The sequence below is a fragment of the Bradyrhizobium sp. HKCCYLRH2060 genome (assembly GCF_051168135.1).
Taxonomy (GTDB): Bacteria; Pseudomonadota; Alphaproteobacteria; order Rhizobiales; family Xanthobacteraceae; genus Bradyrhizobium.
The window spans coordinates 548,938-571,395 of the sequence record NZ_JBNPUK010000003.1; the positions used below are offsets into that span (position 1 = coordinate 548,938).

Consider the following 22,458-nt stretch of genomic DNA (forward strand, 5'->3'; position numbering starts at 1 on the left):
CGCTTTGGGCGGCCATCTTTAGAACCCCACGAGCTCGCCATGAACGCGCCGACCGCCTTCCCCGACCAGTCCAAGCCCGTCCCGCCCTACAAGCACACGCCGCTGTTTCCGCTGGGGCCGGACACCACGCCCTACAAGAAGATCACCACCGACGGCGTGCGGGTCGAGAAGGTCTTGGGCCGCGACATGCTGGTGGTGTCGCGGGAGGCGCTGCGGACCTTGTCGGAGGCCGCGTTCGGCGAGATCAACCACTTCCTGCGCCCCGGCCATCTGAAGCAGCTGCGCAGCATCCTGGAGGATCCGGAGGCCAGCCCGAATGACAAGTTCGTCGCGCTCGACTTCCTGAAGAACGCCAACATCTCCGCCGGCGGCGTGCTGCCGATGTGCCAGGATACCGGCACCGCGATCATCATGGGCAAGAAGGGCTGCAACGTCATCACCGACGGCGACGACGAGGCGGCGCTCAGCCAAGGCGCGCGCGACGCGTATCTACGTCGCAACCTGCGCTACTCGCAGGTCGCGCCGCTGTCGATGTACGAGGAGAAGAACACCGCCAACAACATGCCGGCGCAGACCGAGATCTATGCCGAGGGCGAGGACGCCTACAAGTTCATGTTCATGGCCAAGGGCGGCGGCTCGGCCAACAAGAGCTTCCTGTTCCAGGCGACGCCCTCGGTGCTGACCAAGGATCGGCTGCTGGCGTTCCTGAAGGAGAAGATCCTGACGCTCGGCACCGCGGCGTGCCCGCCTTATCACTTGGCGATCGTCATCGGCGGCACGTCGGCGGAGCTGTGCATGAAGACGGTGAAGCTGGCGTCGGCGCGTTATCTCGATGCGCTGCCGACCCAGGGCTCCCCGGATGGCAATGCCTTCCGCGACTTGGAGATGGAGCAGGAAATCCACAAGATGACGCAGTCGCTCGGCGTCGGCGCGCAGTTCGGCGGCAAGTATTTCTGCCATGACGTCCGCGTCATCCGCATGCCGCGCCACGGCGCGAGCTTGCCGATCGGTCTCGGCGTATCCTGCTCGGCCGACCGCCAGGTGCTCGGCAAGATCACCAGGGACGGCGTCTATCTCGAGGAGCTCGAGCACCATCCGGCGCAGTATCTGCCGGAGGTCGAGCAGGCGCTTGGCGGCGAGGTCGTGAAGATCGATCTCAATCAGCCGATGAAGGACATCCTCGCCACCCTGTCGAAGAACCCGATCAAGACCCGGCTGTCGCTGACCGGCACCATGATCGTCGCCCGCGACGCCGCGCACGCCAAGCTGCGCGAGCGTCTCGATCGCGGCGAGCCGCTGCCGGACTACTTCAAGAACCATCCGGTCTACTACGCCGGTCCCGCCAAGACCCCGGACGGCTACGCCTCCGGCGCGTTCGGCCCGACCACCGCGGGCCGCATGGATTCCTTCGTCGACCAGTTCCAGGCGGCCGGCGGCTCGATGGTCATGGTCGCCAAGGGCAACCGCGCGCCGGCCGTGCGCGAAGCCTGCAAGAAGCACGGCGGCTTCTATCTCGGCTCGATCGGCGGCGCCGCGGCGAACCTCGCCGAGCACTGCATCAAGAAGGTCGAGGTGGTCGAATATCCCGAGCTCGGCATGGAAGCGATCTGGCGCATCGAAGTGTTGGACTTCCCGGCCTTCATCATCATCGACGACAAGGGCAACGACTTCTTCAAGGAGCTGAACCTCGGCTAGATCATGCACTTGTGGCGATACGTCATCACAGTGGATCACGGTAGCGCACCGAACTATGGTCCGCCCTCCGTAACGCTCGCCATATGCAAGCCGGAAATACGCAGGCTGGCTGAGGTGGGCGACCTCGTGATGGCATTCGCGGGGCGCTCGCTGCTAAGGGGAAAGGATGGAAAGTGGCATCCTGATGCAGTCATTTGGGCTGGAGAGGTCGGCGAAATCTTGAGCTTCGATCAATATTGGCGGGATTCGCGCTTTCAGACAAAAAAGCCCGACCGGAGTTCGCGTCCTGACAATATCTATCGCCCTAGAGCCGGCGGATATATTCAGGTTCGGAACTCTGTCCATCAGCTGGGAGACCAGTCTCGGGATATCGGTGGGCGCAATGTTTTGGTCATGAAGGCCGCATGGCATTTCGGCCGGAACGGCGTTGTATTGCCCGCGAAATTTCTGAAATTTCGCATCGAGATCGGTGCTCGACGTGGTCATCGCCGAAGCGAAATAGGTGATACATCAAAAAGGGCGCTTCTCGCGTGGTTTAGAGAAAGTGGCGTCCAAGTACCTAACAAGCGCACACATCCCGAGCCGCGGCTGCAGTCTTGTGGCTGCTCTCCGCGTCACAAGCTTACGCGAACGTGCTAGGCGGGAATTTCCACTCGCGGCCCTTGGTCGTCGGGCTCGACGGATTCCGCAACGGTTGGGTCGCTGTCTCGATCGATGGCGATGATCACGCGATCAGCTTCCCGGCTGATATCTCGACCGCGCTTGCAGCCCCCTTCGCCCGTGCCGCCATCGATATGCCGATTGGCATGACCGACGACGGCAATCGCGACTGCGACCAGCTCGCCCGCGACAAGCTGACGCCGCATCGCTCCCGCGTCTTCACTGGCGCGCGGCGCTGGCTGTGGGAGGAGTACACGGATCCCGATGAGGCGAATATCGAGGCCTCGCGCCGCCGCCAGCCGCGCGCCTCGCGCCAGCTCTGGCATCTCGGCCGCAAGATCATGGAGGTCGATGCCTTCGTGCGCGCGCATCGCGATCTCGACATCCGCGAGGTGCATCCGGAGCTCGTGTTCCTGCGCCTCCACGGCGCGCCGCTGCCGTCGAAGAAGACGGAGCAGGGCGCCGCGCTGCGGCGCGAGTTGCTGATCGGCGGGGGCTTTGCCGAGATCGATGACTGGATCGGCATCGCGCGTCGCGGCACCGGCGCCAAGAAAGACGACGTGCTCGACGCCTGCGCCGTCGCACTCGCCGCTTGCGACTGCGTCGGCAGCGTCCCTGAGGGCGAGCCGCCGCGCGACGCGCATGGCGTGCCGATGCAGATCTGGTTTTGAACGCGGCATATGGGCACGACGGCCGCGACAAACTCAGCCGTCATTCCGGGCGGCGCGCGCAGCGCGAGCCCGGAATCCATTTTGCCGCGCGCATTGCCGCACGATGGAGTCCGGGCTCGATGACAAAAGAGAGAGTGTTGCGTGATGCCCGGCCGGGGAGGCGAGATGGCGGCTCCTATTTCCGAAAAAAATAAACCACTTGCCAAATTTCGGAAATTATGGTTCTCTCTCGCCATCCCGCCTCACTGCGGAGGGGCGTTGCGCGCGATCGTCACGACACGCGAGGCGGGGAGGCGATGGCCGCGGATTGTCGCAGCATGCCCTCGGGGTGTGCCGACGAACGGCGATATGCGGACGCGAAGTCGCGTGGTCCTGGCGCCCCGAAGCTGGCGCCAAGTCCGGAGGATGATGATCCTTCGGGCGACGGTGGCTAACAAGCCGGACACCGGGGAGATCGCGTATAAGCGTGAAGACCATCGCGCAGGGAAGGCCGGGTGTTCTCGGCTGCACCTGTGGTACCTGCCGCCTGCATTTCTTTCGCAGGCGGGCCGCAGGCGTCAGCCGACGCCTGGCCTTCCCTGCGCCCTCTGCATTTGGAGAGGGACATGCCGATGTATCCCTCGGGCGATGTTCGCCGCGAGTGCGCGCGCGCTTGTCCATGCTGTTTGAGATGTGAAGCGGAACAAGCCCGAGCGGCGCGGCGGTAGGGTGGGCAAAGCGGCCGCCCGCAAGGCGGTCGCGTGCCCACCGTCAGTCGGAGCATTGCGGAGCGAATGGTGGGCACGGCGCGGGAGAGCACATCGCCATCGAGTGGCGGCGTGGGCGCGCCTTTGCCCACCTTACGGATTCAGCCGCGCGCGCCGGTGAACGGGAAGCTGCCCATGAAGCCGATGCCCATCTCGCCGGAGATGGTGTCGCCGGCGACCTTGCCCTTGAAGTCGAGCGTCAGCGGCATCGGGCTGGTGATGGAGACCTTCCAGGCGACGTCATCGCCGTTGACGGTGCCATCGAAGATCTCGGCGGAATCGCCCTCGGCGGCCTGGGTGCCGGTCAGCGTCGCGCCCGAGCTCTTCACGCTCAGGGTCGCGCTGCGCTCGCCCATCGGCGTGTTCAAGGTCAGATTCCAGTTGCCGTCCACAGCCATCGATCGTTCTCCTGGCGTTGCGCTTTGCGGACCTCGAGGCGGCGGCCTCGAGGATGCGTTCGGCCGCCCCTATAGCGCATCTTTGCGCGTAAGCCCATTGCGGCGATCGGATGCAGCGGTCAGGCCCGGGCCGCCCTGAGGCGGTTGGCGACCACGAAGCGGAAGGCGATGAACTGCAGCGCGAAGGCCGCGACCTTGGCGCCGCCCGCAACCACGGTGATGTAGAGCACCCACAGCTTGATGTCGCCGGTCATGGCGACCGCGATGGTGCCGAGGCCGAGCGCGAACATCAGCGCCGCCCAGGCATAGCCGGCGATGGTGACGTATTCCGGGATGGTCTCCGACACGATCGGCGGCACGTAGCGCAGCATCCAGCCGCGCTTCAGCATGATCAGCCCGATGGCGAAATGCCCGATCGCGGGCTTGGCGAACATGAAGCGGGGATCGTTGGTCAGGAGCGTCACGCCGCCGAGCACGATGACGAGGCCGACGCTGGCATAGGCCATGAAGCTGAGGTGCACGCCCTTGATGCGCGCCCAGACCACCTGCACCACGGCGACGGCCACCGCGACGGCGGTCGCCAGCACCACGTCGTCGGTCGCGATGTAAAGGAGGAAGAACACTGCGGCCGACAGGAAGTCGGCAATCAGCTTGGCAAACACGACTTTCACGCACGTCTCCTGCAGCAGACCCCGGTCACGAATCTTGGCCGGACATTGCGGCGGCAGTCTGCGCTGCCACGTCCTTTGTTCGGCGGTAGTCAGGATACCAGCGCGTGAAATAAAGTGCACTGTTGCGGGCGGCAAAGGCGATGGCGAGGCCGGTCCAATAGGGCAGGCCGGGCACGTAGAGCGTCATCAGGTTGCCGACGATCATCAGCAGCGCGGAAGCAGTCCAGGCGCCGGTGATGACGTAATTGGCGCGCAGGAAGCCCGGAATCGCCGCGGTTTCCGGAGGGACGGCCTCGAGCGCATATTGCAGCGTGAACGGCATGCGCAGCAGCATCGAGCCCAGCGACAGCGCGAAAATGCCGCAGTCGACCGCAAGACGCACCATAGAGGCGCTCGGCGTGGGATCGATGAGCTGGAGGTAGGCGGCTACGGCGGCGAACACGACGGCCGAGCCGAGGCCGAGGATCTTGATCGACCGGCCCTTGATCACATCCAGCGCCACCACCGCAAGGCACAGCGCGGCGCCGACGGCCAGGCTGAGCGTGGCCGAGACCACCATCATCAGCGCAGCATAGACGCCATAGGGCGCAAGGATGAGGAAGATCGTCATAAGTTCGCCCGGCCAATCTTTACACTGCCAAGATACTTAGAGTCCGTACGGCGTCGGGTCAAGCAAATCTTGACAGTGTCAAAATCTTGTGACTTCGCAGCTTACGCAAGGCTTTTCAATGCCTTGGATCGTCAGCCCCGACCCAATTGCCGTGGAAGCCGTCGGGCACGCGATGGCCGAGATGCACCAGTGCCACCGGCCCATTGCCGATGTCGGTGGCGTTGAACACCGCGAGGTCGGACGTGTTGCTCTCGGCGCGCCAGACCACCGTGAGCAGCCAGCCGTCGCCTTCGGCGGCATCGCGGCTGCGCGGCACGAACACCGGCTCGGACAGGGTGTCGCCAGCGGGCAGCAGGTGCGTCGCCCGGCGCGTGCCGGCGCCGTCGACATGGGCGAGCCCGGACAGCGCGCCGAACTGTGGCCCGTCGGGATTGGCGCAGGCGTACCAGCCATGTTGGCTGGCGAGACCGGCGCGGCGGTCGTCGATGCGGGGGAATTCGCCGGTGAGGTCGTCGAGATAGCTCTGCGAGAAGCGGTCGGTGTTGCCGGCGAGGTCGAAGCTCCAGCGGCACAGCCGCGCGACCGACTTGGCCGGATCGGTCGGGCGCCCGTCGGGATGCGGAAACAGCGGCGCTTCCTCGAACTGCATCACGTCGGCGACGATGCGGCTGCCGTCCTCCCAGGCGTTCATGATGTGGAAGACGTAGCAGGCGTCACCGCGAAACCAGACGATGTCCTTGATGTCGCCGCTGCGCTTCATCACACCGACATAGGCGCCCTTGTCGGGCTCCCAGGCATAAGGCGGCCTGCCGGACATTGCGCGCTCGATGCTGCCGGTGAGCGGCAGGATTGGAAACAGCACGTGGTTGGCCGTGACGATGAAGTCGTGCACCATGCTGGCATAGGGCGCCTCGAAACGATCGAGGCGCGTCAGCCTGCCGGCCGCATCGACCGTGCCGTAGGACAGCGCCGGCGTCAGCGGTCCGGCGGCGTTGTAGCCGAAGAACAGCAATTCGCCGGTGACCGGATCGGTCTTCGGATGCGCGGTGAAGGCGCCGCGGAGGCGGCCGCCGAAATCATGATAGCCGCGGGTGGCGAGCGTGCCCGGCTCGATCTCGGTCGGCAGATGCGCCTCCTCGAGCGCGAGCAGGCGGCCGGCATGGGCGATGACGTTGGTGTTGGCGACGCCGCCATCGGTGACGTCGGCCGGCGCATCCGGCAGCCTGCGGCCGAAGCCGCCGAACAGGGCGCGGCCGGCCTTGCGCTCGGCCTCGAATTTCGGGGTGCGGATCCAGCGGTTGCGATAAGACGCGCGGCTGTTCTCCAGATGGAACGCGTGCAGCATGCCGTCGCCGACGAACCAGTGCGAGCCTGGCGAAGAGAATTGCGGGTTGGGGCCGTTGCGATAGAGCGTGCCGTTCAGCTCGCGCGGCAGCTCGCCGGTGATGGCGAGGAACGGCGCGTCGGCCTCGAACGGGATCGGCGCGATGTTGTCGCGCGGAGTGCGGCGCTGGACTGTTTCTTTCGACGGTCCATTCATGGCGTGTCCTTCCCCTCGATGCCAGCTTTATCTTTACGATGTAAAGATAAAGCTACCGGCCGAGAAGCCCGAGGTCAAGGCTAATCTTTACGCTGTCAAAATTGCTTGTATAAGGAGAAGCATGACGAAGATCGAACAGGCAAGACTGAGCAGGCACCGGACGACGACGGCGGCGGCCCGGACGCGATCGCGGCGCGCGGTGAGCGCGGGCGAGCCGGCCGCCCCCTATCATCACGGCGCGCTGCGCGATGCGCTGCTCGAAGCGGCCGAGCGCGTGCTGGAGCGCGACGGGCTGGCCGGACTGACCTTGCGCGCGGTGGCGCGCGAGGCCGGCGTGTCGCATGCGGCGCCGACGCATCATTTCGGCGATCTCACCGGGCTGGTCAGCGAGCTCGCGGCAATCGGCTTCACGCGGTTCAATGCGGCGATGAAAGCGGCCGGCGAGCAGCCGGGCACGCCGATCGAGCGGGCGATGGCGCGGGCCCGCGCCTATGTCGCCTATGCGCAGGCCAATCCCGGCATGTATGGACTGATGTTCCGGACGGAGCGTCTGGATTATTCGCGCCCCGCGCTGCACGAGGCCGCGGAAGCCTCGTTTGCCGGACTCGCGGGCTCGGTCGCCGCGCGCAGCGAAGGTCCGGTCGGCGACGAGGAATTGTCGCTCGATCAGTCGGCAGCGATCGCCCGCGCCTGGTCGCTGGTGCACGGCTACACGATGCTGCTGCTCGACGGCCGCCTTGCCGACATCCTGCGCCGCTCGCCGCCGGGCACCACGGCCGAAAAGCTGCTGGAGGCGATGCTCAGGGCCACGGTGCCGAAGCTGCCGCCGGGCGCGTAGTTCGACGCACCGGAAACCGGGTGGGGGATCATGCGTTGGCAATGCATGGCACGAACCCCACGCGCTCCCTGGAGCAAGGCCAATCCGCGCAAGCGCGCCGGCAAGGCCTCCACCCATCTCACTCCGGCCGAGAAGGCGACGGCCAAGGCCCGCGCCCGGCGCGCCGGACGGCGCTATCCCAATCTGGTCGACAACATGCGCGTCTTGGCCAAGAAGGCGGCAAAGACCAAGACCAGCGGCCGCAAGCGGGCGGCGAAATCGAAGACCGGGAAGAGCGCATCGAAGCCAGCGAGCAGGCGCACATCCGCCGTGCGCAAGACCGCGAAGTGACGTTCGCTGCGGCCGCCCGGCCGACGGACGCAGCCTAGAGCATAAGCGCGGCGCTGATTCGCGCCACGTCGCGATGTCGAAGGATTTCGAGCGGCAGGGCCCCTGATGACCGGAACTCGTCCTGCGCAGGACGCTGCAAGCTGGGGACGGCGCGAAACGGCGGCGGGAAACACCTGACAGCGTCGCGAATTTATCCTAGAACGGCGGCCTCGCGAGGTCCAAGTCTTCTCATCACTCATGCCTGTCATCCCGCAATCCAAACCCTATCGCATCGGCCGCTCCAAGACGGGGCTCGGCCTGTTTGCCACCCAGCCGATCAAGAAGGGCACCAAGATCATCCGCTATTTCGGACCGCTCCTGGATTCGAAGAAGGCGGAGGAGGATGCGATCGAGAACAAATATCTGTTCGAGCTCGACAAGCGCTGGACCATCGACGGCTCGATCCGCGAGAACGTCGCCCGCTACATCAATCATTCCTGCAAGCCGAACGCCGAGTCCGACGTCAAGCCGCGCAAGAAGAAGATCTTCATCCGGGCCATCAAGAACATCGAGCCCGGCGAGGAGATCAACTACGACTACGGCACGGACTACTTCAAAGCCTATCTGAAGCCGATCGGCTGCAAATGCGATGCTTGCGAGAAGAAGCGGGCGAAGAAGAAGGCCGAGGCGCGCGCCGAGCGGGCGCGGGTGAAGGCGAAGGACGCGCGCAAGGCCGAGAAGAAGGCGAAGAAAAAGGCCGAGAAGCTGGTCAAGGACAAGGCCAAGCAGCGGTCCAAGGCAAAAGCCCAATCGGGCGCGGCGGCTCGCGGCAAAGCCAAGTCCCGGCGGCCGGCTGCCGGCAGTCGCGGCAAGACCAAATCCACCCCCGCAAAGACGCTGACCAACCGCGCCAAGGCGGCCTGATCTGGCGGGCCCGTTTCCGGGATATCTCAGGACGGCTTGCCGAAGGCCAGCGTCGTCCAGGTGATTCCGGCCGCCCGGTTCTCGGCGCCGAGCGACTCGCCGAGGCGGTTGAGCCGGAGCGTCAGCCCGAGCTGGCGCGCCGGCTCGATGATCGTTTCGGCCGCGACCTCGAACATCCGCCGGCCCGGCGGCACCGGCCCATGCCGCAGCGTCATGATCAGCAGTCCGCCGGGGGCGACCCGTGCCGCGATGTTGGGCAGCGCGCGTCGCCGCTGCGCCTCGTCGAGATGCATCAGAACGGCGGTCAGCATCACCAGGTCGAACTGCTCGTCCCGAGCGGCCAGTGCGGCCAGATCGGGAAGGCTGTCGTCGATCCAGGTGATGGCGGGGGAGGGATGCAGTTGCATGGCGCCGACGCGTAGTGCCTCGGTCGGCTCGACGGCCACCACCTGATGTCCAAGGCTCGCAAACCAGGCGGCGTCGCGGCCCGTGCCCGCACCGATGTCGAGCACGCGCGCTGGCACGGCGGGCAGCAGGTGAAGCACGGCGCCATGGACCTGTTCCGACGGAATGCTCTCGTAGCGCACGAAGAGACTGTCGGCCTCGGTGGCGTAGCCTTCCGTTCCGATCACCTGCGGCTGCATCGCTGCGATCCCCTGTCGATCTCAGATTATGCAGAAGATGCATTCGCCGCGCATGTCAATCTCGGTTCGGTCGCGAGCGCCGGGCCGCTCGATCATGAAGCCCGGCGCTCACCGCCGGTCAGGCCGTGACCGCGACGGTGCTCCGGCGCAAGCCCATATACTGCAATTCGGCGAAGACGCCGGTGCCCACCGCCTGCACCGCGACGAATATCTCGCCGAGCACGTTCGGTGTGACGACGCCCGAGAACAGCAACGCGATGCTGCCGACCGTCCACGCCGCATTGCCGGCGATGACCAGAAGGATCAGCGGCCTTGGAGCCATCTGCCGCCAGCCCAGCCAGCCGACGAAGCCCGCGTAGACGATCAGGAACAGCCCGGTCTCGAGCAGCAGCGCGTCAGGCAGTTGCAGCAGCGTCGCCAGCGGCGAAGCGCCGAAGGTGAGCGCGAGTCCGGCAACGCCGCTGAAGGCGGCATCGGCGAGCAGGGCGCGGCGGAGCAGGGCGGACGAGGTGATCATGTCGGGTCTCCTTCGGTTGGGGGCGGTTCAACGGAACCAGGCCAGGAGCTGACGCCGTAGCCGCGCCGGGCGCAGCGAGCGCGCGGCTCTCGTCTCGATCGCGTACACCTGTGCGAAGACGAGGCTGCCCGTGACGTGCAGCAGCGACTCCGGCATGTTGAGCGAGCGCGCCAGCAGCGATGTCGCGAGACCCGCCAGCCATTGGCTGGCGGCGGTGAAGGGGAAGGAAAGGGTCTCGGGATCGCGCTGCCTGCTCATCGTCATCTCCTGTGGTGAGGACGATGACCTGCGCCGGGAGGCATTTCGATTACCTGGCAGGTCATGGAGGCGCTGACGTCAGCGTGATAGGTCTCGGATCATGAATGCACAGCTTGCTTCGGCGCGCGCCGACCGCGCCAGACCCGCTCATGTCGGCGAGCACTTGCGGCAATGGCGGCAGCGCCGGCATCTGTCCCAGCTCGATCTCGCACTCGATGCCGAGATCTCGGCACGACATCTGAGCTTCGTGGAAACCGGCCGCTCCGCGCCGTCGCGCGACATGGTCCTCAAACTGGCGGAGCGACTGGACGTGCCATTGCGCGAACGCAACGTTTTGCTGGTGGCGGCCGGCTACGCGCCCGCCTTCCAGCAGCGCCCGCTGGATGATCCGGCGCTCAAGCCCGCGCGCGAGGCGATGAACCTCGTGCTCAAGGCGCACGAGCCCAACCCTGCGCTGGCGATCGACCGGCACTGGAACCTGGTCGCGGCGAACCGCATGATCGCGCCGCTGCTGACAGGGGTCTCCGAGCGGCTGCTTGCGCCGCCGCTCAACGTGCTGCGGGTGGCGCTGCATCCGGAGGGGCTCGCGGCGCGGACGGTGAACCTCGCCGAATGGACCGGCCATCTGCTGGAGCGATTGCACCGGCAATGCGAGGCCACCGCGGATGCGGATCTGCTGAAGCTCTATGAGGAGCTGAAGTCCTATCCATTCCCCGCGCGATCGGCGCCGCTCGCGGCCGACAGCGTCGCGATCCCATTGCGGCTTCGGGTCGGCGATGACGTGCTGAGCTTCTTCTCGACGACGATGGTGTTCGGCACGCCGGTCGACATCACGCTGTCGGAGCTGGCGTTGGAGACCTTCTTTCCCGCCGATGAGCTCACTGCGCTCAGGCTGAAGGAGATGGTTACCTCGCCGTGACCCCGCTTGTGTTGGCCGCGCGTGGGCTTATGTTGGGCGCAGCCATGGGAACTTGGAGGCACGCGCATGAGCACCTTGAAGCCGCTGATCATCGATGTCGTCTCCGATGTCGTCTGTCCCTGGTGCTACATCGGCAAGAAGCGCATCGAGGAGGCGCTGAAGCTCGTGCCTGACGTGCCGGTCGAGGTGAACTTTCGGCCGTTCTTCCTCAATCCCTGGGTGCCGCGCGAGGGCATCAGCCGCGAGCAGTACCTCACGACCAAGTTCGGATCGGTCGAAGCCTACAAGGGAATCGCAGGCCGCGTGGTCGCGGCCGCGGAGCAGGAGGGGCTGAGCTATCATCCCGATCGTGTCGCCCGTCAGCCCAACACGATCGATTGTCATCGCCTGATCCGCTGGGCCGGCGAGATCGGCAAGGCGCCGGAGATGAAGCAGCGGCTGATGGAGTTGTACTTCCGCGACGGCGGCGATCTGACCGACGTCGAGGTGCTGGTACAGGCCGCAGCGGATTGCGGGCTCGATGCCGAGGTGGTCCGCAAGATGCTGGCGACGGACGAGGATGTGGCGCTGGTCTCGGCCCAGGCGCAGGAGGCCGCAGAGAAGGGCATCTCCGGAGTGCCGACCTACGTCTTCGCGCAGAAATACGCCGTCTCCGGCGCGCAGGATCCGCAGATGCTGGCGCGCGCCATCCGGCAGGTGTCGGCGGAGGTCAACGCCGAGGCGGCTGAGTAGTCGGCCGGCGCTTTCGGAGGGCGCGGATCCCGTGCACCGCGCGGCGTGCGATGGTCAGGCCTTCGCGTCGCGCAGTCAACGCGCCGTGAATAAGCTCGACGACCGGATCGCGCGCATAGAGCGGGATCATCACGTCGCCGATGGCGAGGCGTTCGCGCCAGATCGGGTTGATCATGGGATGGTCGGGACCGGCGGTGGAGTCGGCGGCGTTGATCTTCGGATCCGCGCAAAGGTGCCGCGTCAGGTCAAGCGTCAGCTGGACACCGGGCGAGTATTTCGCGAAGCGCTCGTCGACGCCGAGCTTGAAGAAGAAGGCGCGATCCTGATGCCGCAAGACGACGCCCGCCGCAACGGTGGTGTCGCCCGCCATGAGGCTGATGATCTCGCAGGCCTCGTGCCGCGCCAGCGCCGGTGCAGCGCGTCGGATGAACGTCGCGTCGCCGTCGTGCTGGATCAGCGCAGTGCCGCGATGTCCCTTCCAGCCGCTCGCCTCCAGCACCAGAAACGTCTCCAGCGCAGTGGAGACGTCGCCGGGAGAGCGCGCGACCTCGAAGCGGACGTCGCCATGCTCGGCCAGCCGATGACGCAGGCGGCGCAGCTCCTTCAGCTTCTTGGCGCCAAGCGCGTCATGCAGCACCTGGTCGCCGACGCCGGTCGCATCGAGAAAGGCTCTTTCATAGGATTGCAGCACACGCGGGCGCAGATCCCCGCGACGAAGCGCCGCCTCGAACGCCTGCATCACGGAGCCTGCCAGCGACATGTCGCGCAGCAGCAGGGCCCGAGCGCCCGTTCGTCGCGCGGCATCGAGCAGTTGCGCCGCAGCCCGCTCCGCGCGCACGGCGTCGAGCAGCGGCGTGCACAGCGTGCCGTAGGGATGGCCGCTGGCGAGCGCAGGCAGGGGAAGCCTGCAGGCATGCCATAAAGAGGTCGTGGGCATCAGGCCGATGAGACGCGAGGGCTGATCGTCATCCCATGCGCACAGCGCCGATGTTCCGGTGCGGCCGCGCGCCGTGGCGTTCACCGCGCGTTCCCAGCCGGGCAGGTAATAGCCGTTCGGCTCGCGCGCACGCTCCGCCAGATCCTGCCATGCCTGCGGTGAAACGGTCTCCAACGGCACCAGGTCGGCGGCGCGCTCGCGCGCGAGCGGACCGGCCTGCTGGTTCCCTGCCGTCGATGAAGCAGTCGCCATCGCGCGATCGATGATCTCGGCCACGTCCCGATAATCCCCTCGCGAGGCGGACAACCCGCACCGCGTGGGCGACACTAGCGCAAAGCTGACAAGAGACGCTTGCCGCCGGCCAACAATTCGAATCGATGCGTTAACGGTCGGTTCAGCATGTCGCTGGATGCGGTCAGCGGATCAGCGCGACCTCGCGGAAGGCGCCGATCAGCGGCTTCTCGAGCTTGCCCTCCATCCCCTGGAGGATCTCATAGGCCTTCTCGCGCGTCATCACCGGCTTGTAGCTGCGATATTCGATCAGCGCCGAGAAGATGTCGGAGATGGTGAGGATGCGCGTCAGGTCCGGGATGTTGTCGGCCATCAGCCCGTCGGGATAGCCGCTGCCGTCGAGAAATTCGTGATGGTTGCGTACCGCCTTCAGCACTTCGTCGGTGATCGCTGCGTTGTCCTTCAGTGCATCGTAACCAGCCACGGGATGGGTTTCCACCAGCGTGCGTTCCTTGACGTCGAGCCGGCCCGGCTTGTCGAGAATGGTGAGCGGGATCTTGGCCTTGCCGATGTCGTGGAACATCGCGGCCATGTAGAGACGCTCCAGATCGGAGCTGTGGACGCCGAGGCTCAAGCCGAAATCCACGGTGATGCCGGTCACCAGCAGGCAGTGCTGATAGGTGCCTTCGTGATGGCGGCGAACGGTGGCGAGCCAGTCGGACAGACCGTTTTCCGCTATACAGTCGGCGATCCGCTTGCCCGCCCGCCGGGTCTCCTCGACGTCGATCGCAGTACCGCCCAGCACGGCTGCGAACATCGAGGCGATGCAGGACGCGCCCGCAAATGCAGCCTGGCGGTCGTCGGTCGCGATGCTCTTGGCTGCAGAACCGGGGCGCGCATCGAGCAGCTTTCCGAGCAACTGATTGCGGCTCGGCGTGCTCGACAGCACGCTGGTCGCACCGAGCGCATAGGCCTGGACCGTCGACAGACGGGATTTGTTGTTGGTCAGGAAGATCCGCCGCGGAATACGCGAGAGCCGGTCGGAGATTTCCTTCAATGCGGTGATGTTGTCGACGTGGCGCAGATCGGCGGCCACGACAATCGCGTCGATGTCGCCGCCTTTGAAGTCGGCATCACCGATCAGTTCAGATGTGAGCGAGCAGCGTTCGGCCAGCATGCCGCGAAGCATAGCGAGCTTGGCCGTGTCATCGCCGACGAGGTGAACGTTCATGGAAAACCAGGTCCAGGGTCATTCCGCGTTTGTGGGCCCCGATGTTCCGCAGGAATCGTTAAATTTGAGCCATTCGTTCGCTGTGCGGTTGCGGATTTGCGTTAGCTAAGAACTAACAATCTGCGAGCGGTGCGGTAGTCCGTTCCTGCACGCCCGCCGACAGGGCGAGTTCCAGTCGAGTTGGCGGATCCAGCTCGTCTTCGGAGGGAATTACTTCGTCGGCAGGACGGCTTTGTAATCTTCAGAAACACAGTCGTTGCTGGCCGCCGCGCGCCGCCGGTCGATGATCTCGTTGTGCCTGATCATGAGCCGATAGGTCTGGCGCCGAAGCGCGGTTCCACTGGCGGATGTGATCTGAGCCCGCACGCAGGCGGTCCATGTATCGCCGCCATCGGAATGTCGGGCGGATGTGGCCTCGAGATCGCGCGGCAGCGTCGTTGCGACGAAGATCATGTCGAGATTCTTGCGCACGAGAAGCGCGACGTCCGGCGCGGCTTCGGGCGGTGGCGGCTCGGGCGCCTTGGCTCGCATGAAGGCCGGCAGGCGCGCATTGCTGTCGGCGGCGCAGCCGGTCAGAAGCAGGGCCGAGAGCAGCCCCACGTGTGACGCAATCCGCCGCATGTCGCCTCGCCCCCCGTTTCGGCGCGGACGCTAGCGGGTGATCGCGGCATTGCTGCGGGGATCCCGTGAAGCAACGATGTCCGGTCGCGGCCGGAGGCCGTCATGCGCGCGCGAACGGCGCCTGCCGTGCGGCATCGTGCTCACCGGATTGTGCCCGTCGGGATGAACCCGGCCGCGAACCGGCCCGACCAACAGGCACGCCATGAGCAGATTGGAGATCCCATGTTTCGGCACGCTCTCAGGGCTGCATTGCTCGCCGGCGGCCTGTTTGCCGGCCTTGCTCCCGCATTGGCCGAAGGCAGCAGGCTGGCGCTGGTGATCGGGCAGTCGGCCTATCGTTCGGTGACGCCGCTGCCGAACCCCGCCAACGACGCCAAGGCAATGGCGAAGATGCTGGGTGAAGCGGGGTTCGACGTGACGACCGCCGCCGATCTGTCGCAGCGGGACCTCAACAGGGAGGTGGGCGACTTTGCTGCCAAGATCGCGGCCAAGGGACCCGACACGGTGGCGCTGGTGTTCTATGCCGGCCACGGCTTGCAGATCGATGGCGAGAACTATCTCGTACCCGTCGACGTCGATCCGCGGCGTGAAGCCGACATTCCGCTGCAGGCCGTGCGTCTCAACGATCTCCTGAACACGCTCAATTCGGTACCGAGCCGGATGCGCATCCTGCTGCTCGACGCCTGCCGCAACAATCCGTTTCCCGCCATCAGCCAGAACGCGGGCCGCGGCCTTGCGCTGGTCGACACCAAGACCGGAGCGCCGGGCACCTTCCTGTCCTACTCGACCTCGCCCGGCGCGGAAGCCGAGGATGGCACCGGCGCCAACAGCCCCTACACCACGGCACTGCTGCAGGCGGCGCGGGAGCCGGGCCTCCCGATCGAGCAGGCATTCAAGCGCGTGCGCGTCGCGGTGAACAAGGTCACTGAGGGCCGTCAGACGCCATGGGATTCGTCGTCCCTGACGGAGGATTTTCGCTTCGTCGGGGCGACGGATGCGGGCGCTGCCAATGCGGGCCCGCGGCCGGCCGTCGCCAAGCGCAGCGTCGACGAATGGAAGCGCAGCCTGGAAGGCAAGCCGATCGAGGCCGCCAACGAAATCATCGTCGGCGACGGCAGCGTCGAGGCCTATGAGGCGTTCGTGGCGCTCTACACCGCGCCGCCCTATGGCCCGCAGGCGCGGGAATGGCTCGACCTCCACAACAGGATGGCCGCCTGGAACGAGGCGGTGCTGATCAATACGGTGGCGTCCTATCAGGGCTTTCTCGACCGCTATCCGAACAGCGACCTGACCCCGACCGCGCGCAAGCTGATCGAGCGCCTGCGCAACCGGCCCGTGGTGACGCCGGTCGTGGCGGCCGCCAATGCGGCGATCCCGGCCGCTTCGGCAGCCCCGCCGGTCGTGCCGGCCGTGGCCGCGGCAGGCCCCACCTGCCCATGCTCGCAGACGCCTCCGCCGGCCCGGAAGTTGGAGAAGCGGGTCGAGGAGAAGCCGGCGAGGAAGCGCGACGAGGACCCGCCCAAGCGCGCCGGCCGCCCGCCCCGGCGCGACCCTGGCGACGATGTCGTCGTCTATGCGCCGCCGCCTCCGCCGCGCGTGTATTATGGACCGCCGGTGCGCGTGGCGCCGCCGGTGAGCATCGGGATCGGCGGCGGCTATGGCGGCGGCTATGGACGGGTGCCTCAGAACTATCCGGCACGGCGCGGCTACGGCTACTGAAGCTTGCTGACATCCGTGCATCGAGGTGGCCGCCCGCAGGGGCGGCCATTGACGTTGGGCGGGAGGCGTTCGTTCGGGTCATCCTCTGGGTTCCGCCATTCGTCATCGCTCCTCACCACTCGTCCCGCGGATGCCGCCGTCCGTCCCATCCCGCTCGATCCGTCCGCGAAGGCTGCTTTCATCGTGCCGGTGCGTCGCTTCGGATGCCGTCTGAGGGAGGGAAGGGTCATGTCGTTGCGTCGAGCGGGTGTTTGCGCGGGCCTCGTCTGGAGCCAGCTGATGTTCGTGCCGGCCTTTGGCTGGCAGCACTGGGGCGGCGATGCCGGTGGAACGCGGTTCTCGCCGCTGGCGCAGATCACGCCTTCCAATGTCGATCGGCTGGTGCCCGCCTGGGACTATCACACCGGGGATCTGCAGAGCCGGCCGCCCGCGGCAGCCTTGCGCACCAAGTTCGAGGCGACGCCGATCCTGGTCGAGGACAGCCTGGTGTTCTGCACGCCGTTCAACGAGGTGGTGGCGCTCGACCCAGGCACCGGCGTTCAGCGCTGGCGTTTTGATCCCAAGGTCGGTAGCGGACGGCGCCCGGCCAATCGCTATGCCTGCCGCGGCGTTGCCTATTGGGTGGACGAGCGGGCGCCCGCCGGCACGGCATGCCGCAGCCGGCTGTTCATGGGTACGGTCGATGCGCGCCTGATCGCCCTCGACGCCCGGACGGGACAGCCCTGCGCCGGCTTCGGAGCGGACGGCGAAGTGCGGATCGACATCGGCAAGGACCTGCTGTGGCCGGGCGAGTTCCAGATCACCTCGGCGCCAGTGGCGGGCAGGGACGTCGTCGTGGTCGGCTCATCGATCGGCGACAACGTGCGGGTCGATGCGCCCAGAGGCACGGTCCGCGGCTTCGATGCCCGCACCGGCGAGCTGCGCTGGAGCTTCGATCCGCTGATCCATGACGGCATCGCGGCGGGACATGCGAACGTCTGGGCGCCGATGTCGGTCGACGAGGCGCGCGGCCTCGTGTTCCTTCCGACCTCCTCGCCCAGTCCGGATTTCTTCGGTGGTGCGCGTCCGGGTGACAACCGGCACGCCGATTCCGTGGTCGCTTTGCGGATCGAAAGCGGCGCGCTGGCCTGGTCGTTTCAGACCACCCATCATGACGTCTGGGACTACGATCTGCCGGCGCAGCCGATGCTGGCGCGGATCGAGACCGGGCAGGGGGCGCGTGACGTCGTGATGCAGCCGACCAAGCAAGGCTTCGTGTTCGTGCTCGACCGCGACACCGGCGCGCCGGTCTGGCCGGTGGAGGAGCGCGCAGTGCCGCAAGGCGCGGTCGAGGGTGACGTTTTGTCGCCGACGCAGCCGTTCCCGACCCATGTGCCGCCGCTGCTCGATCAGCGCTTCGCGGCGGGTGATATTTTCAGGGCCGTGCCGCGCGTCCTGGATTCCTCCTGCGATGATCAGCTCGCGCCGTTGCGCAATGAGGGTCTCTACACGCCACCGACGACTCAGGGCACGCTGCTGTTTCCGATGACCGGCGGCGGCGTGAACTGGGGCGGCGCGGCGTTCGATCCCGTCCACCAGATCCTCTACGCCAATGTCAGCCGCGCCATCCACATCGTCAGGCTGATCCCGCGCGCAGAAGCCGACCGGATGAAGGCGCCGCTCGGTGTTGATTTTGGACTGCAGCGCGGAGCGCCGTTCGCCGTGACACGGGCGGTCGCGGTGTCCAGGCTCGGCCTGTTGTGCAACCGGCCGCCATGGGGCGAAATGGTTGCGGTCGACCTCAAGGCCGGAAAGATCCTGTGGCGCTCGACCGTCGGCACCACCGAGGATCGCGCTCCGCTCGGACTGGCGTTCAAGTGGGGCACGCCGCTCGTCAACGGCGTCGTGGTCACAGCCGGCGGCCTCGTCTTCACCGGCGCGATGGACGCCTATCTGCGCGCCTTCGACGCTGTCTCAGGTCAGGAGCTCTGGCAGGGCCGGTTGCCCGCGCCGGGCGTCGCCAATCCGATGACCTATCAATGGAAGGGCGAGCAATTCGTGGTGATCGCAGCGGGGGGGCATTCGGAGGCGGGAACGTCGCTCGGCGACAGCGTCGTGGCGTTTCGGCTGGCGCGGGATGGCGAAGGGCCCTCGCTATGGTCACGGACGATTGATCGCCCCGGCGGACGGTTTGCCGCCGGTGTGCTGCTCGCGGCCATTGTGCTGGTTGGTCTGTTCGTGGCGTTGTGGCGATGGCGCCTGCGGCGGGCCTAGCCCTCCGCACCGCCATCAGTCGAATGCGACGCCGATCCGCTTGTCGTGGCTCCAGACTGCGTGGCAGCGCCGCGTGAACTTGTCGGCCGGGATCACCAGCGTGAAGGCTTCGGGCAGACCGACCGGGCTGACCACCTCGACCCTGGCGCCGGTATCGGACATGTTGCGGACCATGCAATCGACCGCGCCGCCGCCGTCGAACGCCAGCCTGCCCTGCTTCAGCACCCGATGCCTCGGTGCAATGCGCTTGTCACTCGTCTCGCTCATGGCCTGTAACCCGGTGCCGAATGGCGTCACCTTTCGCGTCAAAAGCACCTAAAATAAATCACGCTCGCGTTTCGATCAGATGAATCCGGCCCGCGAGGCCCGGGCCGTCGCCTTCACGTTTCGTTAACCCCGGCCGGGCCGCGCGGATCAGAGCATCGCGAAGGCGCTCGACACCATGGCCACCGGCTTGCCATCGCCGGCGCTGGTCAGTGTGACCCGGCCGAAGCTCATGGTGCGGCCCATCCGCACCACGCGCGCATCCGCCAGCACGTCGGCGGATGCAATGGCGCGCATGAAATGCGTGGTCTGGTCGACAGTGGTCATCGGCCGGTAGCCGCCGCTGGCGGTGACCATCCCGATCACCATCGCGGTATCAGCAAAAGCCATCAGCGCCTGGCCGCAGACAACGCCATTGTCGCGGCAGAGCCGCGGCGAGAACGGCATGCGCAGGATGGCGCCGGCTTCGCCCAGCGGGGAGGGCGCGATGTCCTCGACGATCAGGCCAAGATCCTTGATCCAGGGAGCGAACACGTCATCGAGGATTCGCCTCGCGTCGTCGATGGTGAAGTTCGGGGTCTCATTCGGCACGCGCGGAGGTCCTCCCATGGTCTTGTCGATTTGTCTCGTCGACTTTTGTCGCCGCGATCGGCGGAGCCGCCGGAATGTTGCCGCAGAGCGGCGGCTTGAAAAGGCCGGAGTTGGAAAACTATGATGATGGCACACCGTGGAACAGACGGCAGGTGCGCGCAGACGGTGCGGCCGCGAACATCCCGGCCTGCGGTCCACCGTTTCGGCACAGTGCCGCGGGCTTGGCGCATGGCGAGGCGATGGTATAAGGCGCCTCTACCGGGGAGTAACCAATGAAGAAGCTGATCGTGACGATGGCGGTCGCCGTGCTGGCAGGCTGGGCGGTTCCCGCGATGGCGCAAATGCCCAATATCAACCTTCTCGCCGACGGTCCCTCGAAGACGCCCGAGGAAAAGGAAGCTGAAGCGGCGCGGGAGCAGGCCTACAAGGACACCATGCGCAAGATTCCGGACGCCAAGACGAGCGCCGATCCCTGGGGCAACGTCCGCGCGGCGGAGCAGCCCAAGGCGGCGCCTGCCATGAAGACCACCGCGGCCAAGAAGCCGAAGGCTGTCGGCAGCACCAATTGAGATTTATCGCGTTCGGGTCGGGCGGGCTCTGACCCTCCGGGCCGATTGCGGACTCGGATTCCTCGCGGCCCCGTCTATATTGACGGTGTGGCAGCGCGTTGGAGTTCGTCGATGGGGATGCGGCCCCGGGACATTGCCAGCCGGATGGCGGCCCGGCGCCAGAAGGGCGCCGCACAGGCTCGCGACGGCTACGTTCGCGACACGTTCACGCTGCCGCGCGAGCAAGCGCGCGCCAAGGCCCGCGACTATCTGACCCGCTATCCCAAGGCCGGCTACATGAGCGCCGTCGAAAGCTGGCGCGAGCTTCCCGACGGGGCGATCGAGTTCACGATGCGGCGGCTTCCCAGCGCCGATTGAACGATTCCGGCAAGCGCCTCATTCCTTTTCGCCAAGAAGCTTGCGTGTGTCGCGATTGATGAAATGAAGCCGCGTGCAGGCCTTGCAGACCACGGTTTCATAGGAGCACGTGGGATCGCCTGGCTTCGGCTCTTCCAGCCAATGCTGCACGTTCATCCCCGTTCGCGGACATTTGAAGATCAGATTACCCATACAAATTTAAATGTCTGCCAGGATGCAGACAGGCATTTTGATCTCGATCAAGCTCGGCTGCCGAAATGACGCGCAGTCGACCTCGCCGGCCACAGGCTGAGGTTGTGGTTCTCGTCGGTGACAATCCACAAGAGGTCTGGCGAGCCGTCAGGCCTGATCCAGCGACTCGGCGACGATCCGGATGCGGAAGACCGGCTGCCGTGCCTCGTCGAGCAGCTCCATCTGCCATTCGGAGTTTTCGGCGAGCTTGCGCGAGATGCTGCTGGCCATGTCGGCGCAGACGGTGGTCATCTCTTTCCAGGCTGCGTTGCGGTCGGCGCACTCGGTCCCATACTCGGACGCGCCTGAGAAGTGGCCGTTGCGGATACGAAAGAAATAGAGCGGCATTGCCAAAACCGGTGAGCCCTGACCGCCCCAGGCCGCTGGGTTTGATGTACGCACCACAAATGGAAGCGCAAAACCCACTCGGATCAATTCCGGTAAAATACGGTCGGTCGCGCTGTTCGCTTCGGTTAGGCTGATTGCCGTTGGTGATGTGCGGCGCAACCGGGCACAGCGAAGGCCGACGAATGAGCCTCGGACCGCCGCGGTCCGAGGCTCGGCGTCAACGTCGTAGCTTCCCAGCAAGGGCAGTTCGGCAATGAAACAATTAAATTAGTACGAAACCTGTCGGCGTGCCTTGCGTCAGATCAAGGTTGCAATCTCGATCAACCGCCGCGGGACGCACTTGGCTGCGGTCGAAGATCCGTTCCGGCACGACTGTCAGTCGGTAGGCAATCTGCGTCGCGCCGTCGACCATTTCCAGGAGTTCGTCGCAGGCCGGACAACGCCTCTCTCCCGCGGCGCCTTGCTGCGAGTGAAGCTCGATCCTTTGAAGGCCGGCCCTGCAGGACGGACACGTCACGTCATCTCTTGTCATCGCCGATATGAAGCGCAGCGCCCGCAATCCGTTCCCCGACATCACGACAATGACGGAGGGAGATGCATCCCGAGCGGAGCTATCAACGTCGAAAGCCCCGGACGTCGTCCGGGGCTTTCTTTCGGCGCGGATGGTTTCAGGGCCGTGCGCCTACGGGTGACGGAGCCTGCAAATGTTGGAGCTGGCAGGCTGCAAGGGATCGGTCGACGCCGCATCACTGACAATACATCACGGACAATACGGGTCAGCCATCATCGCAACGAACAAACAAATCCGGGGCTGATCAAAAATTTGCTCAGACGTACGACAACCACGATTATATAACGCAACCCAAAGTTTATGACAATGGTTTGTGGCTTGAAGATGTCGTGGGCGCGGGGGCGCCGCGTGATGCGGGTCACGCGGGTCTCGTCCAGGCCGTTCCTCAGGCCGGCATGAGGAG

At 65.9% G+C, this 22,458-nt stretch carries 25 protein-coding genes; 12 read left to right on the plus strand and 13 right to left on the minus strand.

The window, feature by feature from the left end; all coding sequences use genetic code 11:
- Positions 1–39: 39 nt before the first annotated feature.
- From ACQR10_RS10225 to ACQR10_RS10235, 3 genes are read left to right on the plus strand one after another with little or no spacing between them, the layout of a single operon-like run.
- Positions 40–1,695 carry a fumarate hydratase gene (locus tag ACQR10_RS10225; protein ID WP_434837874.1) on the plus strand — a complete coding sequence of 552 codons (1,656 nt, stop codon included), beginning with the start codon at positions 40–42 and terminating at the stop codon, positions 1,693–1,695.
- 3 nt (positions 1,696–1,698) lie between these two features.
- Positions 1,699–2,334: a hypothetical protein gene (locus ACQR10_RS10230; protein WP_434837875.1), complete on the plus strand. Its 636-nt coding sequence runs from the start codon at positions 1,699–1,701 to the stop codon at positions 2,332–2,334.
- Positions 2,335–2,357: 23 nt separating this feature from the next.
- Entirely contained in the window at positions 2,358–3,026 is a 669-nt protein-coding gene (locus ACQR10_RS10235; protein ID WP_434893825.1) for a DUF429 domain-containing protein, read from the plus strand.
- 847 nt (positions 3,027–3,873) lie between these two features.
- Here the strand turns inward: ACQR10_RS10235 and ACQR10_RS10240 are convergent.
- The 4 genes from ACQR10_RS10240 to ACQR10_RS10255 all read right to left on the minus strand — a co-directional run bounded on the left by ACQR10_RS10240 (position 3,874) and on the right by ACQR10_RS10255 (position 6,991).
- Entirely contained in the window at positions 3,874–4,170 is a 297-nt protein-coding gene (locus ACQR10_RS10240; protein WP_315804278.1) for a hypothetical protein, read from the minus strand.
- 119 nt (positions 4,171–4,289) lie between these two features.
- Positions 4,290–4,841, minus strand: a complete 552-nt coding sequence (locus ACQR10_RS10245) for a septation protein IspZ (RefSeq protein WP_315804277.1) — start codon at positions 4,839–4,841, stop codon at positions 4,290–4,292.
- Between the two features lie 25 nt (positions 4,842–4,866).
- Complete coding sequence (locus tag ACQR10_RS10250; protein WP_316238723.1) at positions 4,867–5,451, minus strand: hypothetical protein; 585 nt, start codon at positions 5,449–5,451, stop codon at positions 4,867–4,869.
- Positions 5,452–5,566: 115 nt separating this feature from the next.
- The gene (locus ACQR10_RS10255; protein WP_434911938.1) at positions 5,567–6,991 is read right to left on the minus strand and encodes a carotenoid oxygenase family protein; all 1,425 of its coding nucleotides are present in this window, start codon (positions 6,989–6,991) and stop codon (positions 5,567–5,569) included.
- A 121-nt stretch (positions 6,992–7,112) separates the two neighbouring features.
- Here ACQR10_RS10255 and ACQR10_RS10260 point away from each other — a divergent pair, with 121 nt between their 5' ends.
- The 3 genes from ACQR10_RS10260 to ACQR10_RS10270 all read left to right on the plus strand — a co-directional run bounded on the left by ACQR10_RS10260 (position 7,113) and on the right by ACQR10_RS10270 (position 9,062).
- On the plus strand, positions 7,113–7,829 hold the full coding sequence (locus ACQR10_RS10260) for a TetR/AcrR family transcriptional regulator (RefSeq protein ID WP_315804274.1): 717 nt from the start codon (positions 7,113–7,115) through the stop codon (positions 7,827–7,829).
- Positions 7,830–7,874: 45 nt separating this feature from the next.
- Positions 7,875–8,159, plus strand: a complete 285-nt coding sequence (locus tag ACQR10_RS10265) for a hypothetical protein (protein ID WP_316218132.1) — start codon at positions 7,875–7,877, stop codon at positions 8,157–8,159.
- Positions 8,160–8,396: 237 nt separating this feature from the next.
- A complete protein-coding gene (locus tag ACQR10_RS10270) occupies positions 8,397–9,062 on the plus strand; it encodes an SET domain-containing protein (RefSeq protein WP_316218131.1) in 666 nt (221 codons plus the stop codon).
- 26 nt (positions 9,063–9,088) lie between these two features.
- Here the strand turns inward: ACQR10_RS10270 and ACQR10_RS10275 are convergent, their stop codons facing one another.
- The 3 genes from ACQR10_RS10275 to ACQR10_RS10285 all read right to left on the minus strand — a co-directional run bounded on the left by ACQR10_RS10275 (position 9,089) and on the right by ACQR10_RS10285 (position 10,481).
- Positions 9,089–9,706 (minus strand): class I SAM-dependent methyltransferase, encoded by a 618-nt coding sequence (locus tag ACQR10_RS10275; protein WP_316218130.1) that lies wholly within the window; start codon positions 9,704–9,706, stop codon positions 9,089–9,091.
- Positions 9,707–9,824: 118 nt separating this feature from the next.
- Positions 9,825–10,223, minus strand: coding sequence for a hypothetical protein (locus ACQR10_RS10280; RefSeq protein ID WP_316218129.1), 399 nt, complete (start codon positions 10,221–10,223; stop codon positions 9,825–9,827).
- Between the two features lie 27 nt (positions 10,224–10,250).
- Positions 10,251–10,481, minus strand: coding sequence for a hypothetical protein (locus ACQR10_RS10285; protein ID WP_316218128.1), 231 nt, complete (start codon positions 10,479–10,481; stop codon positions 10,251–10,253).
- Positions 10,482–10,581: 100 nt separating this feature from the next.
- On the opposite strand from ACQR10_RS10285, the gene ACQR10_RS10290 reads away from it, so the two are divergent.
- Positions 10,582–11,400, plus strand: a complete 819-nt coding sequence (locus ACQR10_RS10290; protein WP_316182493.1) for a helix-turn-helix domain-containing protein — start codon at positions 10,582–10,584, stop codon at positions 11,398–11,400.
- A 66-nt stretch (positions 11,401–11,466) separates the two neighbouring features.
- Positions 11,467–12,132: a DsbA family oxidoreductase gene (locus ACQR10_RS10295; RefSeq protein WP_315804267.1), complete on the plus strand. Its 666-nt coding sequence runs from the start codon at positions 11,467–11,469 to the stop codon at positions 12,130–12,132.
- On the opposite strand, the gene ACQR10_RS10300 is transcribed toward ACQR10_RS10295, so the two are convergent.
- The 3 genes from ACQR10_RS10300 to ACQR10_RS10310 form a co-directional block, all read right to left on the minus strand.
- Positions 12,110–13,345 carry a GNAT family N-acetyltransferase gene (locus tag ACQR10_RS10300; protein ID WP_316218127.1) on the minus strand — a complete coding sequence of 412 codons (1,236 nt, stop codon included), beginning with the start codon at positions 13,343–13,345 and terminating at the stop codon, positions 12,110–12,112. The two genes, ACQR10_RS10295 and ACQR10_RS10300, sit on opposite strands and share 23 nt — an antisense overlap.
- 139 nt (positions 13,346–13,484) lie before the next feature.
- On the minus strand, positions 13,485–14,531 hold the full coding sequence (locus ACQR10_RS10305; RefSeq protein WP_316182497.1) for an HD-GYP domain-containing protein: 1,047 nt from the start codon (positions 14,529–14,531) through the stop codon (positions 13,485–13,487).
- A gap of 210 nt (positions 14,532–14,741) precedes the next feature.
- Positions 14,742–15,131, minus strand: a complete 390-nt coding sequence (locus ACQR10_RS10310) for a hypothetical protein (protein ID WP_316182498.1) — start codon at positions 15,129–15,131, stop codon at positions 14,742–14,744.
- Positions 15,132–15,374: 243 nt separating this feature from the next.
- On the opposite strand from ACQR10_RS10310, the gene ACQR10_RS10315 reads away from it, so the two are divergent.
- On the plus strand, positions 15,375–16,871 hold the full coding sequence (locus ACQR10_RS10315) for a caspase family protein (protein ID WP_316218125.1): 1,497 nt from the start codon (positions 15,375–15,377) through the stop codon (positions 16,869–16,871).
- A 279-nt stretch (positions 16,872–17,150) separates the two neighbouring features.
- Entirely contained in the window at positions 17,151–19,124 is a 1,974-nt protein-coding gene (locus tag ACQR10_RS10320) for a pyrroloquinoline quinone-dependent dehydrogenase (protein WP_316218156.1), read from the plus strand.
- 15 nt (positions 19,125–19,139) lie between these two features.
- Here the strand turns inward: ACQR10_RS10320 and ACQR10_RS10325 are convergent, their stop codons facing one another.
- Positions 19,140–19,391, minus strand: a complete 252-nt coding sequence (locus ACQR10_RS10325; protein WP_315716061.1) for a PilZ domain-containing protein — start codon at positions 19,389–19,391, stop codon at positions 19,140–19,142.
- Between the two features lie 147 nt (positions 19,392–19,538).
- Positions 19,539–19,979 (minus strand): PaaI family thioesterase, encoded by a 441-nt coding sequence (locus tag ACQR10_RS10330; RefSeq protein ID WP_315804262.1) that lies wholly within the window; start codon positions 19,977–19,979, stop codon positions 19,539–19,541.
- A 272-nt stretch (positions 19,980–20,251) separates the two neighbouring features.
- Here ACQR10_RS10330 and ACQR10_RS10335 point away from each other — a divergent pair, with 272 nt between their 5' ends.
- Positions 20,252–20,548, plus strand: a complete 297-nt coding sequence (locus ACQR10_RS10335) for a hypothetical protein (RefSeq protein ID WP_316182504.1) — start codon at positions 20,252–20,254, stop codon at positions 20,546–20,548.
- 111 nt (positions 20,549–20,659) lie between these two features.
- Positions 20,660–20,905 carry a hypothetical protein gene (locus tag ACQR10_RS10340; protein ID WP_315804260.1) on the plus strand — a complete coding sequence of 82 codons (246 nt, stop codon included), beginning with the start codon at positions 20,660–20,662 and terminating at the stop codon, positions 20,903–20,905.
- Between the two features lie 339 nt (positions 20,906–21,244).
- Here ACQR10_RS10340 and ACQR10_RS10345 read toward each other — a convergent pair whose 3' ends face one another.
- Positions 21,245–21,484, minus strand: a complete 240-nt coding sequence (locus ACQR10_RS10345) for a DUF6894 family protein (protein ID WP_012045383.1) — start codon at positions 21,482–21,484, stop codon at positions 21,245–21,247.
- Between the last annotated feature and the right edge of the window lie 974 nt (positions 21,485–22,458).